The organism is Pseudomonas sp. CP4, from assembly GCF_047758505.1.
GTDB lineage: Bacteria > Pseudomonadota > Gammaproteobacteria > Pseudomonadales > Pseudomonadaceae > Aquipseudomonas > Aquipseudomonas fluorescens_AO.
The window spans coordinates 2028715-2041818 of the sequence record NZ_CP180489.1; the positions used below are offsets into that span (position 1 = coordinate 2028715).

The 13104-nt window shown below is 61.2% G+C and carries 12 protein-coding genes; 9 read left to right on the top strand and 3 right to left on the bottom strand.

The genetic code is table 11. The features are described 5' to 3' along the window. Positions 1-6 precede the first annotated feature (6 nt). Positions 7-1206: a succinyldiaminopimelate transaminase gene (gene dapC, locus ACMYUN_RS09145; RefSeq protein ID WP_415763519.1), complete on the top strand. Its 1200-nt coding sequence runs from the start codon at positions 7-9 to the stop codon at positions 1204-1206. A 44-nt stretch (positions 1207-1250) separates the two neighbouring features. Here dapC and ACMYUN_RS09150 read toward each other — a convergent pair whose 3' ends face one another. Next, on the bottom strand, positions 1251-2882 hold the full coding sequence (locus ACMYUN_RS09150) for a Na+/H+ antiporter (RefSeq protein ID WP_415763520.1): 1632 nt from the start codon (positions 2880-2882) through the stop codon (positions 1251-1253). Between the two features lie 347 nt (positions 2883-3229). Here ACMYUN_RS09150 and ACMYUN_RS09155 point away from each other — a divergent pair, with 347 nt between their 5' ends. The 4 genes from ACMYUN_RS09155 (at position 3230) to ACMYUN_RS09170 (ending at position 6359) form a co-directional block, all read left to right on the top strand. Continuing rightward, positions 3230-3538, top strand: coding sequence for an arsenate reductase (locus tag ACMYUN_RS09155; RefSeq protein ID WP_238552683.1), 309 nt, complete (start codon positions 3230-3232; stop codon positions 3536-3538). A gap of 31 nt (positions 3539-3569) precedes the next feature. Next, entirely contained in the window at positions 3570-4604 is a 1035-nt protein-coding gene (dapD, locus tag ACMYUN_RS09160) for a 2,3,4,5-tetrahydropyridine-2,6-dicarboxylate N-succinyltransferase (RefSeq protein ID WP_039762452.1), read from the top strand. 148 nt (positions 4605-4752) lie between these two features. Then, on the top strand, positions 4753-5958 hold the full coding sequence (locus ACMYUN_RS09165) for an aminotransferase class V-fold PLP-dependent enzyme (RefSeq protein WP_415763521.1): 1206 nt from the start codon (positions 4753-4755) through the stop codon (positions 5956-5958). After that, positions 5955-6359 carry a SufE family protein gene (locus ACMYUN_RS09170; RefSeq protein ID WP_415763522.1) on the top strand — a complete coding sequence of 135 codons (405 nt, stop codon included), beginning with the start codon at positions 5955-5957 and terminating at the stop codon, positions 6357-6359. The genes ACMYUN_RS09165 and ACMYUN_RS09170 overlap by 4 nt, the downstream gene beginning before the upstream one ends. A gap of 116 nt (positions 6360-6475) precedes the next feature. Here ACMYUN_RS09170 and tcdA read toward each other — a convergent pair whose 3' ends face one another. Next, positions 6476-7294, bottom strand: coding sequence for a tRNA cyclic N6-threonylcarbamoyladenosine(37) synthase TcdA (tcdA, locus tag ACMYUN_RS09175; protein WP_415763523.1), 819 nt, complete (start codon positions 7292-7294; stop codon positions 6476-6478). 214 nt (positions 7295-7508) lie between these two features. Here tcdA and ACMYUN_RS09180 point away from each other — a divergent pair, with 214 nt between their 5' ends. The 4 genes from ACMYUN_RS09180 (at position 7509) to ACMYUN_RS09195 (ending at position 12725) form a co-directional block, all read left to right on the top strand. Next, positions 7509-10100, top strand: coding sequence for a glycosyltransferase (locus ACMYUN_RS09180; protein ID WP_415763524.1), 2592 nt, complete (start codon positions 7509-7511; stop codon positions 10098-10100). A 211-nt stretch (positions 10101-10311) separates the two neighbouring features. Then, positions 10312-11463, top strand: a complete 1152-nt coding sequence (dapE, locus tag ACMYUN_RS09185; RefSeq protein ID WP_415763525.1) for a succinyl-diaminopimelate desuccinylase — start codon at positions 10312-10314, stop codon at positions 11461-11463. After that, on the top strand, positions 11463-12272 hold the full coding sequence (locus ACMYUN_RS09190) for a putative RNA methyltransferase (protein WP_415763526.1): 810 nt from the start codon (positions 11463-11465) through the stop codon (positions 12270-12272). Before dapE ends, ACMYUN_RS09190 begins: the two co-directional genes overlap by 1 nt. 75 nt (positions 12273-12347) lie before the next feature. After that, complete coding sequence (locus ACMYUN_RS09195) at positions 12348-12725, top strand: hypothetical protein (protein WP_415763527.1); 378 nt, start codon at positions 12348-12350, stop codon at positions 12723-12725. A 62-nt stretch (positions 12726-12787) separates the two neighbouring features. Here ACMYUN_RS09195 and ACMYUN_RS09200 read toward each other — a convergent pair whose 3' ends face one another. Next, positions 12788-12997, bottom strand: a complete 210-nt coding sequence (locus ACMYUN_RS09200; RefSeq protein WP_007908870.1) for a cold-shock protein — start codon at positions 12995-12997, stop codon at positions 12788-12790. Positions 12998-13104: the final 107 nt, after the last annotated feature.

Below are 13104 nucleotides of genomic sequence, written 5' to 3' on the forward strand. Positions count from 1 at the left end.
GCCCCCATGAACAACGCTCTGAACCAGCTCCAGCCGTACCCGTTCGAAAAGCTCCGCGCCCTGCTCGGCAGCGTTACGCCGAACCCGGACAAACGCCCGATCGCCCTGTCGATCGGCGAGCCGAAACACCGTTCGCCGAGTTTTGTCGCCGAAGCGCTGGCGAACAACCTGGATCAGATGGCGGTGTACCCGACCACCCTCGGCATTCCGGCCCTGCGCGAAGCCATCGCCGGCTGGTGCGAGCGGCGCTTCGGTGTGCCGAACGGCTGGATCGATCCGGCGCGCAATGTGCTGCCGGTCAACGGCACCCGTGAAGCGCTGTTCGCCTTCACCCAGACCGTGGTCAATCGTGGCGACGATGCGCTGGTGGTCAGCCCCAACCCGTTCTATCAGATCTACGAAGGTGCGGCGTTCCTCGCCGGGGCCAAGCCGCATTACCTGCCGTGCCTGGATGAAAACGGCTTCAACCCGGACTTCGACGCAGTAGCGCCGCAGATCTGGCAGCGCTGCCAGATTCTGTTCCTGTGCTCGCCGGGCAATCCGACCGGCGCACTGATTCCGGTCGAGACCCTGAAGAAGCTGATCGCCCTGGCTGATCAGTACGACTTCGTGATTGCCGCCGACGAGTGTTACAGCGAACTGTACTTCGCCGAGCAAACCCCACCGCCGGGCCTGCTCAGCGCCTGCGTCGAACTGGGTCGCAATGACTTCAAGCGCTGCGTGGTCTTCCACAGTCTGTCCAAGCGCTCCAACCTGCCGGGTCTGCGTTCAGGCTTCGTTGCCGGCGATGCCGACATCCTCAAGGGTTTCTTGCTCTATCGCACTTACCACGGCTGCGCGACGCCTGTGCAAACCCAACTGGCCAGCGTCGCCGCGTGGAATGACGAAGTGCACGTGCGCGCCAACCGTGCGCTGTATCGCGAGAAATTTGATGCAGTGTTGAACATTCTCAGCCCGGTGCTGGACGTGCAGCGCCCGGATGGCAGCTTCTATCTGTGGCCGAATGTAAAAGGCGATGACGCGGCGTTCTGCCGTGATCTGTTCGAGCAGGAGCATGTGACCGTTGTGCCGGGCTCGTACCTGTCTCGCGATGTCGATGGCGTCAATCCGGGTGCGGGCCGTGTGCGCATGGCGCTGGTTGCGCCGCTGGCTGAGTGCGTTGAAGCCGCCGAACGGATTCGTGATTTCATCACCCGCCAGAAGTGATTGCGGAGCGCTTGCGGCAGCCACTGCTGCAAGCGCTCAAGCGGTTATTTGACCTGCCCCAGATTGGCCTCGCTCAAATCCAGTTCCCCGAGCACTTCTCGCAACACGTCATCACCGATCTGGTGCTGACGGCTCAGACTGTAAAGCTCAAGACGCTGCGCGCGCAGTGCTTTCAAGCGCAAACGCCGTTCAAGCAGATCCATCTGGAATGCCAGCGCCTGGGCTTCGGCGGAATCGTTGAACACATCAAGTTGATGGCGATATTCGGACATGATCCGCGCCTTGAGTTCCGCCGCCAACGCCGCTTGAGCGGCATCCTGTGGGACCACTTCTTCGCTTTCCAGCGAGTGAATCGCCGCTTCGGCAGTCTTGCGCCAAGCGTCGCGCACTTCCTGACGACGCTTGTCGTCGGGACTTTTGTCGATGCCGCGCAGCAGCAAGGGCAGCGCGATACAGGCCGAGACCAGCGACAGCAGAATCACCCCGGCAGCAATGAAAATCAGCAAGTCGCGTTCAGGAAAAGCCTCGGCGCCGATCAGCATCGGCACCGACATCACGCCCGCCAGCGTCACCGCCCCGCGCACACCGCCCACCGTCAGCAACCAGCATGAACGCGCCGTCGGCACTTGCGTCAGCTCACCCTTGCCGCGCACTCGGCGCAGCAACACCGACAAGCGCCAGATGCTCTGCACCCAGATGAAGCGCAGCAGCACCAGCGCAACGAAAATCGCCAGTACATCGAGGCAGCGGTAGAACAGGGTCGGCCACAGCGTCGGTTCGTGGCTGACCACGGCCTTGATGATGTCTGGCAACTGCAGGCCGAGCAGCAAGAAGATCAAGCCATTGAAGGCAAATTCGAGCAGCGCCCAGACACTGCGGTTGAGCAAGCGTGTGCTGGTCTGGCGTGGCAACAGGTCGAGCCAGCTCTGCATCATCCCTGCCGCTACCGCCGAGAGAATCCCTGAAGCGCCCAAACGTTCGGCCAATACGTAAGCGGCGAACGGCAGCAGCAACATGAACACCACGTGAGTGGCCGGATCGTCCCAGCCCCGGGCGATCATCCACGCGCGCAGGCGCCCGACCAGCCAGCTCAACGCCACGCCGACCGCCAGACCACCCAGCGCCACCGCGACGAACGTCAGGCTGGCATTGGTCAGTGAGAACACGCCTGTGACCGCCGCAGCGAGGGCGAACTTGAAGGTCACCAGGCCCGAGGCGTCATTCATCAGCGCCTCGCCTTGCAGCATGTGCATCAGCGGCGTTGGCAAGCGGTTCTGCGAAATCGCCGAAACTGCGACGGCGTCGGTCGGCGACAAAACCGCTGCCAAAGCAAAGGCCACCGGCAACGGAATCGTCGGCAACAGCCAATGAATGAAATAACCGGCGCCGACTACGGTGAACAGAACAAGGCCGACGGCCAGGGTCAGGATCGGCCCGCGCAGTTGCCAGAGTGCGCGTTTGGGCATGCGCCAGCCATCGGAAAACAGCAGCGGCGGCAGGAACAGAAACAGGAACAACTCGGGATCGAGGGCGACGTGCAGGCCCAAAGTCGGCCAGGCGAGCAAGGCACCGGCGGCGATTTGCACCAGCGGCAACGGTAGCGGGATGACCCGCCCGACCAGGCGCGAGAGGCTGACCAGCATCAGCAGGATCAGGACGGTGTAAGCAGTTTGCATAAAACCAGAATCTCAGGCGATCGACAGCGTTGAACTGCCATATTAGCGCCTTAGGCTGTGGCTGACCGTTGCACCTATGTCGCACGCCTGGACGCCGGACTAAATGTGGGAGCGAGCTTGCTCGCGAATGCAGTGTGTCATTCAGCACAGAAGTTGACTGACAGGCCCCGTTTCGCGAGCAAGCTCGCTCCCACAGGTTTTACAGCGTTACGACAACCGTGGCCGACGAAACCGTCCGGTCATGGCATAATCCGTCACCATTTTTTCCCAGCACCTGTAAAGGGGGCGATTCCTTGGCCGTTTCAAGTAAAACGTTGCACCTTTTCGGCATCAAAGCCTGCGACACCATGAAAAAGGCGCGCACCTGGCTTGATGAACACGCTGTCAGCTATGACTTTCACGATTACAAGACCGCCGGCATTGACCGTGAGCACCTGAGCCAATGGTGCGACGAGCACGGCTGGCAAACCGTGTTGAACCGCGCCGGCACGACCTTTCGCAAACTCGACGACGAACGCAAAGCCGATCTCGACCAGTCGAAAGCCATCGAACTGATGCTCGCGCAACCCTCGATGATCAAGCGCCCGGTGCTCGATCTCGGTGACCGAACCCTGATTGGCTTCAAGCCAGATATCTACGCGGCTGCTCTGAAGTAAGCAGCCCGTCACTCTTTGTAGAGGTATTCACATGTCCAATTCCCTGTTCAGCATCGCCTTTGGTGTCGGCACCCAGAACCGTCAAGGCGCATGGCTGGAAGTTTTCTACGCACAGCCACTGCTCAATCCTTCGGCCGAACTGGTCGCGGCTGTTGCACCGATCCTCGGTTACAGCGAAGGCAACCAGGCCATCACCTTCACCACCGCCCAGGCTGCGCAACTGGCAGAAGCCGTGAAAGGCATCGACGCCGTGCAAGGCAAGCTCCTGACCCGCCTGGCCGAAAGCCACAAGCCGCTGGTCGCCACTTTGCTGGCCGAAGACGCGCAACTGACCTCCACGCCTGAGGCCTACCTCAAGCTGCATCTGCTGTCGCACCGTCTGGTCAAGCCGCACGGCGTCAGCCTCGCCGGGATCTTCCCGCTGCTGCCGAACGTGGCGTGGACCAGCCAGGGCGCGATCGACCTGAGCGAACTGGCGGAAATGCAACTCGAAGCACGCCTGCGCGGCGAGCTGCTGGAAGTGTTCTCGGTGGACAAGTTCCCGAAAATGACCGACTACGTAGTACCGGCCGGCGTGCGTATCGCTGATGCCGCTCGTCTGCGTCTGGGTGCCTATGTTGGCGAAGGCACCACCGTCATGCACGAAGGTTTCATCAACTTCAACGCCGGCACCGAAGGCCCGGGCATGATCGAAGGCCGCGTTTCCGCTGGCGTCTTCGTCGGCAAGGGTTCGGACCTGGGCGGCGGTTGCTCGACCATGGGCACTCTGTCGGGCGGCGGCAACATCGTGATCAAGGTCGGCGAAGGCTGCCTGATCGGCGCCAACGCCGGTATCGGCATTCCATTGGGCGACCGCAACACTGTGGAGTCGGGCCTGTACGTCACCGCTGGCACCAAGGTTGCGCTGCTCGACGAAAACAACAATCTGGTCAAGGTGGTGAAGGCGCGTGAATTGGCCGGTCAGACTGACCTGCTGTTCCGTCGCAATTCGGAAACCGGTGCTGTGGAGTGCAAAACCCACAAATCGGCGATCGAACTGAACGAAGCGCTGCACGCTCACAACTAAGCGCCTGGACGATCGATTGTAGGGGTGAGCCTGCTCGCGATAGCGGTGTATCAGTTACCGGATACGTTGACTGACACACCGTCATCGCGAGCAGGCTCACTCCTACAGGTTTGGCGTACACCCCGCCCAATTTCACAGGGCTGAACTCATGATGATCCCCTCCCCCTGGCGCGCCGATTTCCCGGCCATCGCCGCTCTGCAACGGCAAGACCAGACCTATCTGGACAGCGCCGCCACCACGCAAAAACCACAAGCCCTACTTGACGCACTGACGCATTACTACGCCAACGGCGCGGCCAATGTACATCGTGCGCAACACCTGCCCGGTGCCCACGCGACACAAGCGTTCGAAGACAGTCGGCGCAAGGTTGGCCAATGGCTGAATGCCGGTGACAGCGGGCAAATCATCTTCACGCATGGTGCCACCAGCGCGCTGAATCTGCTGGCTTATGGTCTGGAGCCTCTGTTTCAGCCGGGCGATGAGATTGTCATCAGCGCTCTGGAGCATCACGCCAACCTGCTGCCGTGGCAGCAACTGGCGCAACGCCGTCAGCTGAAACTGGTGATCCTGCCGCTGGATGCCGACGGCCTGATCGACCTCGCCGCTGCCGTGCATCTGATCGGCCCGCGCACACGTTTGTTGGCGGTCAGCCAGTTGTCCAACGTGCTTGGCGCCTGGCAGCCATTGACCGCTTTGCTCGGCATGGCCAAGGCGCAGAACGCGCTCACGGTAGTCGATGGCGCGCAAGGTGTGGTGCACGGCCGGCATGATGTGCAGGCGCTGGGTTGCGACTTCTATGTGTTTTCCAGCCACAAGCTCTACGGCCCGGATGGTCTGGGCGTGCTGTTCGGGCGCAACGCTGCGCTGGAGCGATTGCAGCATTGGCAGTTCGGCGGCGAGATGGTGCTCGACGCCAACTATCAGGATTCGCGCTTCCGGCCGGCGCCTTTGGGGTTCGAGGCGGGCACACCGCCGATCGCCAGCGTCATCGGCCTCGGAGCAACCCTCGACTACTTGGCCGGTCTGGATCAGGACGCCGTATCTGCCCACGAAGCGGCACTGCACGACTATCTGCTGCACGGCCTCGCCGCACGCAATGGCATTCGCCTGCTCGGCAAGCCGCAATTGGCGCTGGCCAGTTTTGTCGTCGAAGGCGTGCACAACGCTGATCTGGCGCATCTGCTTACCGAACAAGGCATCGCCGTGCGTGCGGGGCATCACTGCGCCATGCCGCTGATGAAAAGCTTCGAACTGGCCGGCGCGATTCGCGTGTCGCTGGCGCTGTATAACGATTCGGAAGATCTGGAGCGCTTTTTCGAGGCGCTGGACCAGGCCCTGGAGATGTTGCGATGAGCCTGCCGGTGGAAGCGGCCGAAGCGCTGCAGACGTTTCAGACTGCGGCGGGCTGGGAACAGCGGGCGCGGCTGCTGATGCAGTTCGGCGATCGCTTGGCGGTGCTGGATGACGCGCAAAAGTGCGAGGCCAACCGGGTGCATGGCTGTGAGAGTCAGGTGTGGCTGGTCGGGGATTTGCGCGACGGGCACTGGCAGTTCAAGGCAAGCAGCGATGCGCGGATGATTCGTGGGTTGGTGGCGTTGCTGCTGTTGCGGGTCAACGGGTTGTCGGCGGCGGAGTTGCAGCAGGTGGATTTGCCGGATTGGTTCAATCAGCTTGGGCTGTCGCGGCAGTTGTCGCCTTCGCGCAGTAATGGCTTGAATGCGGTGCTCCAGCGGATGAATGAGTTGGCCGGTTAATCGCCATCGCTGGCAAGCCAGCTCCCACAGGGTTCGGTGGTGTTCATAGATGCACTGAACTTACCCAATACCTGTGGGAGCTGGCTTGCCAGCGATGAGGTCATCAGCCTCACCGTTCAAACCAGAGGTTTTACTCGGTCCGAAGGGCGCCGCACCCCCGCCACAATCTTGTCCACAGCCTTGGTCGCCGCGACCATGCCAAATGTCGCGGTAACCATCATCACCGCGCCAAACCCGCCGGCGCAGTCGAGTTTCACGCCATCGCCGACAAAACTCTTCTGCAGGCAAATGCTGCCGTCCGGTTTCGGGTAGCGCAGCTGTTCCGTGGAAAACACACACGGCACGCTGTAGTGGCGGGTCACGGTGCGAGAAAAGCCGTAGTCCCGGCGCAAGGTCGAACGCACTTTCGAGGCCAGCGGATCGTTGAAGGTGCGGTTGAGATCGCAGACCTGAATCAGCGTCGGGTCAATCTGCCCGCCCGCGCCGCCGGTGGTAATGATCTGGATCTTGCGGCGTTTGCACCAGGCGATCAGCGCCGCTTTGGCGTTCACCGCATCGATGCAATCGATCACGCAGTCGATGTTCGGCGTGATGTACTCGGCCATGGTGTCGCGGGTGACGAAATCGGCCACGGCGTGCACCGTGCAATCGGGGTTGATCCCGCGCAGGCGCTCGGCCATCACCTCGACCTTGGGTTTGCCGACAGTGCTGTCCAAGGCGTGCAACTGACGGTTGGCATTACTGACGCAGACGTCATCAAGGTCGAACAGCGAGATCTCGCCCACCCCGCAACGGGCCATCGCTTCCGCCGCCCAGGAGCCGACGCCACCGACGCCGACGATCGCCACATGGGCGGCACGCAAGCGTTCCAGGCCCTCGATGCCATACAAACGGGCGATGCCTGCAAACCGCGGATCTTCTGTACTCATGACCATTACCCCAAAAACCGGCGCGCATTATAGGGCTACGCAGCGACAAGTTTTAAGCTGCAAGCGACAAGTGTAAGAACTTAAGTCAGAGACGGCTGCCCAATGTCAGGCATTTTCCCGTCAGTTGTACGACTGGTTAACCGCCGGTGTAGGATGCGCGCCCCTCGGGCGTCTATCCGACCGATCCTTCGTTCCACAGCCTTTGGAACCCGAAACAGCTATGTCATCGCGTAAATTTGGACTCAACCTGGTGGTGGTGCTGGCCATCGCTGCCTTGTTCACCGGTTTCTGGGCGCTGGTCAATCGCCCGGTCACGGCGCCGAACTGGCCGCAGCAGATCTCCGGCTTCTCGTATTCGCCATTCCAGCAGGGGCAGTACCCCCAAAAGGATCAGTACCCGTCGGACGACGAGATGCGCCGTGACCTGGAAATCATGAGCAAGCTGACCGACAACATCCGTATCTATTCGGTCGACGGTTCGCTGGGAGACATCCCGAAACTGGCTGAAGAATTCGGCCTGCGTGTCACCCTCGGCATCTGGATCAGCCCGGACCAGGAACGCAACGAGCGGGAAATCACCAAAGCCATCGAACTGGCCAACACCTCGCGCAGCGTCGTACGCGTGGTAGTCGGCAACGAGGCGCTGTTTCGTGAAGAAATCACCCCTGAGGCCTTGATCGTTCTGCTGGATCGGGTGCGCGCTGCGGTCAAAGTACCGGTGACCACCTCCGAGCAATGGCACATCTGGGAGAAATACCCGCAACTGGCCAAACATGTCGATTTGATCGCCGCCCACGTCTTGCCCTACTGGGAATTCATTCCGGTCGACAAGGCTGGCCAGTTCGTCTTCGACCGCGCCCGCGATCTGAAGAAACTGTTTCCAAAAAAACCGCTGCTGCTCTCCGAGGTCGGCTGGCCGAGCAACGGTCGCATGCGCGGTGGCGCCGATGCCTCGCCGGCGGATCAGGCAATTTATCTGCGCACGCTGGTTAACAAGCTCAATCGCCAAGGCTTCAACTACTTCGTGATCGAAGCGTTCGATCAGCCGTGGAAGGCCAGCGATGAAGGTTCGGTCGGCGCCTACTGGGGCGTGTTCAATGCCGCGCGCCAGCAGAAATTCAATTTCGAAGGCCCGGTGGTGGCGATTCCGCAATGGCGCGTGCTGGCCATCGGCTCGGTGGTGCTGGCGCTGCTGTCGCTGACCCTGCTGATGATCGACGGCTCGGCGCTGCGCCAGCGCGGTCGCACGTTTCTGACCTTTATCGCGTTCCTCTGCGGTTCGGTGTTGGTGTACATCGGCTACGACTACAGCCAGCAATACAGCACGTGGTTCAGCCTCACGGTCGGATTCCTCTTGGCGCTCGGTGCGCTCGGGGTCTTCATCGTGCTGCTCACCGAGGCCCATGAACTGGCCGAAGCGGTGTGGATTCACAAGCGCCGTCGGGAATTCCTGCCAGTGCTGGGCGATTCCGATTATCGACCGAAAGTGTCGATCCACGTGCCCTGCTACAACGAGCCGCCAGAGATGGTCAAACAGACCCTCGACGCCCTCGCCGCACTCGATTATCCCGACTTCGAAGTCCTGATCATCGACAACAACACCAAGGACCCGGCGGTGTGGGAACCGGTGCGCGATTACTGCGCAACCCTCGGCCCGCGCTTCAAGTTCTTCCACGTTTCGCCGCTGGCCGGTTTCAAGGGCGGCGCGCTGAATTACCTGATTCCGCACACCGCCAAGGATGCCGAGGTCATTGCGGTGATCGACTCCGATTATTGCGTGCATCCGAACTGGCTCAAGCACATGGTGCCGCACTTTGCCGACCCGAAAATCGCCGTGGTGCAGTCGCCGCAGGATTATCGCGACCAGAACGAAAGCACTTTCAAAAAGCTGTGCTACGCCGAATACAAAGGCTTCTTCCACATCGGCATGGTTACCCGCAACGACCGTGACGCGATCATTCAGCACGGCACCATGACCATGACCCGCCGTTCCGTGCTGGAAGAATTGGGCTGGGCTGACTGGTGCATTTGTGAAGACGCCGAACTCGGTCTGCGCGTGTTCGAGAAAGGCCTGTCGGCGGCGTATTACCACGACAGCTACGGCAAGGGCCTGATGCCGGATACCTTCATCGACTTCAAGAAACAGCGTTTCCGTTGGGCCTACGGCGCGATCCAAATCATCAAGCGCCACACCCGCAGCCTGCTGCGCGGCAAGGACACCGAACTGACTCGCGGTCAGCGTTATCACTTCCTCGCCGGTTGGCTGCCGTGGGTCGCTGATGGCATGAACATCTTCTTCACCGTCGGCGCGTTACTGTGGTCGGCGGCGATGATCATCGTGCCGCAACGGGTCGATCCGCCGTTGCTGATTTTCGCGATCCCGCCGCTGGCGCTGTTCGTGTTCAAGGTTGGCAAGATCATCTTCCTCTACCGTCGCGCCGTCGGTGTGAATCTGAAGGATGCGTTCTGCGCAGCACTGGCCGGCCTGGCGTTGTCGCACACCATCGCCAAAGCGGTGCTGTACGGTTTCTTCACCAGCAGCATTCCGTTTTTCCGCACGCCGAAAAACGCCGACAACCACGGTTTCTGGGTGGCGATCAGCGAGGCTCGCGAAGAGCTGTTCATTATGCTGTTACTGTGGGGCGCGGCGCTGGGGATCTTCCTGGTGCAGGGCATTCCGAGCAATGACATGCGCTTCTGGGTGACGATGCTGCTGGTGCAGTCGCTGCCGTATCTGGCGGCGCTGATCATGGCGTTCCTGTCGTCGCTGCCCAAACCTGCGGCCAAAGCTGAGCCGGTGCCGGTCGTCTAAATCCGCAACGCAGCACTAAACGGCGGCCAATGGTCGCCGTTTTGCTTTAAGATAACCGCCATTTTGCGGGCGCTCTCCTATCCCTGTGGGAGCGAGCTTGCTCGCGAAGGCTTTGTAACATTCAACCCTTATGTTGCCTGATACACCGCTTTCGCGAGCAAGCTCGCTCCCACATTGGCCCTCGCTCAAATTCATGATCCCGGAGTTTTCCATGACGGCCCACGCCGACCTATCGCCGACCCTTCAACTGGCCATCGACCTGATCCGCCGTCCTTCCGTGACCCCGGTCGATGCCGACTGCCAGAAGCAGATGATGCAGCGCCTGGGCGATGCCGGTTTCACCCTGGAGCCGATGCGCATCGAAGATGTGGATAACTTCTGGGCCACCCACGGCAACAACGACGGCCCGGTGCTGTGCTTCGCCGGCCACACCGACGTGGTGCCGACCGGTCCGGTGACCGCATGGCAGATCGATCCGTTCAACGCCATGATCGACGAACACGGCATGCTCTGCGGCCGTGGCGCGGCGGACATGAAAGGCAGCCTGGCATCGATGACCGTCGCCGCTGAACGCTTTGTTGCCGATTACCCGAACCATAAAGGCAAGGTCGCTTTCCTGATCACCAGCGACGAAGAAGGCCCGGCGCATCACGGCACCAAGGCTGTGGTCGAGCGTCTGGTCGCGCGCAACGAGCGTCTGGACTGGTGCATCGTTGGCGAACCGTCGAGTACCACGCTGGTCGGCGATGTGGTGAAAAACGGCCGTCGCGGCTCCCTCGGTGCCAAGCTCACGGTCAAAGGTGTGCAGGGCCACGTGGCCTACCCGCATCTGGCGAAGAACCCGATTCACCTCGCTGCTCCGGCGCTGGCCGAACTGGCCGCCGAGCACTGGGACCACGGCAACGACTTCTTCCCGCCGACCAGTTTCCAGATCTCTAACCTCAATTCCGGCACCGGCGCGACCAACGTGATCCCCGGTGATCTGGTGGCGGTGTTCAACTTCCGCTTCTCCACCGAATCGACCGTCGAAGGCCTGCAGAAGCGTGTGGCCGATATCCTCGACAAGCATGGCCTGGACTGGCACATCGATTGGGCGCTGTCCGGCCTGCCGTTCCTCACCGAACCGGGTGCGCTGCTCGATGCGGTGTCGTCGAGCATCAAAGACATCACCGGTCGCGAGACCAAAGCATCGACCAGCGGCGGCACCTCCGATGGCCGTTTCATCGCGACCATGGGCACGCAGGTGGTTGAACTGGGCCCGGTCAACGCGACCATCCACCAGGTCAATGAGCGCGTGCTGGCGGCGGATCTCGACGTACTGACCGAGATCTACTACCAGACAATGATCAAGTTGCTCGCCTGATGCTCGCGTGCCCGATCTGCAGTGAGCCGCTCAATGCGGTGGAGAACGGCGTGGTCTGCCCCGCCGGGCATCGGTTTGACCGTGCGCGTCAGGGTTATTTGAACCTGTTGCCGGTGCAGCACAAGAACAGCCGCGACCCGGGCGACAATCAAGCGATGGTCGAGGCGCGGCGTGATTTCCTCAACGCCGGGCATTATGCGCCGGTGGCCAAGCGTCTGGCTGAACTGGCGGCGAGCTATGCGCCAGAGCGTTGGGTCGACATCGGTTGTGGCGAGGGCTACTACACCGCGCAAATCGCCGAGGCTTTGCCGACCGCTGACGGCTATGCGCTGGATATTTCCCGCGAAGCGGTCAAACGCGCCTGCAAACGCAATCCGGCGATCACCTGGTTGATCGCCAGCATGGCCCGCGTGCCATTGGCTTCAGGCAGTTGCCAGTTTCTCGCCAGCGTCTTCAGTCCGTTGGACTGGGAGGAAGCCAAGCGTCTGCTCAGCGTCGGCGGCGGCCTGATGAAGGTCGGCCCGACCCGTGGCCATCTCATGGAATTGCGCGAGCGCCTGTACGACGAAGTGCGCGAGTACACCGACGACAAGCACTTGGCTCTGGTGCCGGCAGGCATGGCCTTGGCGCACAGCGAAACCCTGGAATTCAAGCTGACTCTGGACAAGCCCGAGGACCGCGCCAACCTGTTGGCGATGACGCCTCACGGCTGGCGTGCCAGTGCCGAGCGTCGTGCGGCAGTGATCGAACAGGCCGAGCCGTTCGAGACCACCGTGTCGATGCGCTACGATTATTTCGTTCTTCAATAACTTTTGGTCTCGGGCACAGGCCCGGGGCCGGCTAAATCCGCGAATGGATTTTTCAGACCCGCAGTGAGGACATCCATGCGCCAACCGGACATCGAGATTTACCTGAAAGACGCCGACGTCGACCACAAGGCCATCGCCGCCTGGCTCAGCCAAGCGCTGGGCCCGTGCAGCGACTGGGTGCAGAAAGGCCAGACCTACAAGTGCAAGGCGGGCAACGTGCCAGTGACCTGGCTGCCGAAAGCCGTGGGCAAGTGGAACAGCCTGTACCTGGAAAGCGACCAGACCCCATGGGACGACGACATCGCCTGCGCCCGTGCAGCCTTTGCCGCGCTGAACGTGGAAGTGCGTTGTGCACCGGGGACGTGGGTCGAAGAAGAAGGTGAAGAAACCGCCGATCGCTGGATTCGCATCAGCGAAGACGGAGAAGAAGAAATCACCTGGAAGACCGCTTAGCGGCAGCTACAAGCTTCAAGCTTCAAGCTGAACTGCTTGCAGCTTGAGGCTTGCAGCTGCTTTTACAGACCTACAACGTCTTCCGCCTGCAATCCCTTCTCGCCAGTAATCACCGCGTATTCGACCTGCTGGCCTTCAGTCAGCGAACGATGCCCTTCGCCGCGAATCGCGCGGTAGTGCACGAACACGTCCACCCCGTCTTCGCGCTGGATAAAGCCGTAGCCTTTGGCGTCGTTGAACCACTTCACGTTGCCGGTTTCGCGTGTTGCCATCGGTTCATACTCCTTTTTTATTATTGAACAGGCTTTTCGCAGGAAAGCCTTCGAGGAACGTCAGCCTGCGTCCGACGTCCATAACAGGGCACCGGCAACAGAGCGCC

What these genes read in the sequence shown, in the direction of transcription:
- dapE (WP_415763525.1), top strand. Translation starts at nt 10,312, where the DNA reads ATGACGGCCCACGCCGACCTATCGCCGACCCTTCAACTGGCCATCGAC.
- ACMYUN_RS09180 (WP_415763524.1), top strand. Translation starts at nt 7,509, where the DNA reads ATGTCATCGCGTAAATTTGGACTCAACCTGGTGGTGGTGCTGGCCATC.
- ACMYUN_RS09200 (WP_007908870.1), bottom strand. Translation starts at nt 12,997, where the DNA reads ATGGCAACACGCGAAACCGGCAACGTGAAGTGGTTCAACGACGCCAAA.
- tcdA (WP_415763523.1), bottom strand. Translation starts at nt 7,294, where the DNA reads ATGGTCATGAGTACAGAAGATCCGCGGTTTGCAGGCATCGCCCGTTTG.
- ACMYUN_RS09170 (WP_415763522.1), top strand. Translation starts at nt 5,955, where the DNA reads ATGAGCCTGCCGGTGGAAGCGGCCGAAGCGCTGCAGACGTTTCAGACT.
- ACMYUN_RS09150 (WP_415763520.1), bottom strand. Translation starts at nt 2,882, where the DNA reads ATGCAAACTGCTTACACCGTCCTGATCCTGCTGATGCTGGTCAGCCTC.
- ACMYUN_RS09195 (WP_415763527.1), top strand. Translation starts at nt 12,348, where the DNA reads ATGCGCCAACCGGACATCGAGATTTACCTGAAAGACGCCGACGTCGAC.
- dapC (WP_415763519.1), top strand. Translation starts at nt 7, where the DNA reads ATGAACAACGCTCTGAACCAGCTCCAGCCGTACCCGTTCGAAAAGCTC.
- ACMYUN_RS09190 (WP_415763526.1), top strand. Translation starts at nt 11,463, where the DNA reads ATGCTCGCGTGCCCGATCTGCAGTGAGCCGCTCAATGCGGTGGAGAAC.
- ACMYUN_RS09155 (WP_238552683.1), top strand. Translation starts at nt 3,230, where the DNA reads ATGAAAAAGGCGCGCACCTGGCTTGATGAACACGCTGTCAGCTATGAC.
- dapD (WP_039762452.1), top strand. Translation starts at nt 3,570, where the DNA reads ATGTCCAATTCCCTGTTCAGCATCGCCTTTGGTGTCGGCACCCAGAAC.
- ACMYUN_RS09165 (WP_415763521.1), top strand. Translation starts at nt 4,753, where the DNA reads ATGATGATCCCCTCCCCCTGGCGCGCCGATTTCCCGGCCATCGCCGCT.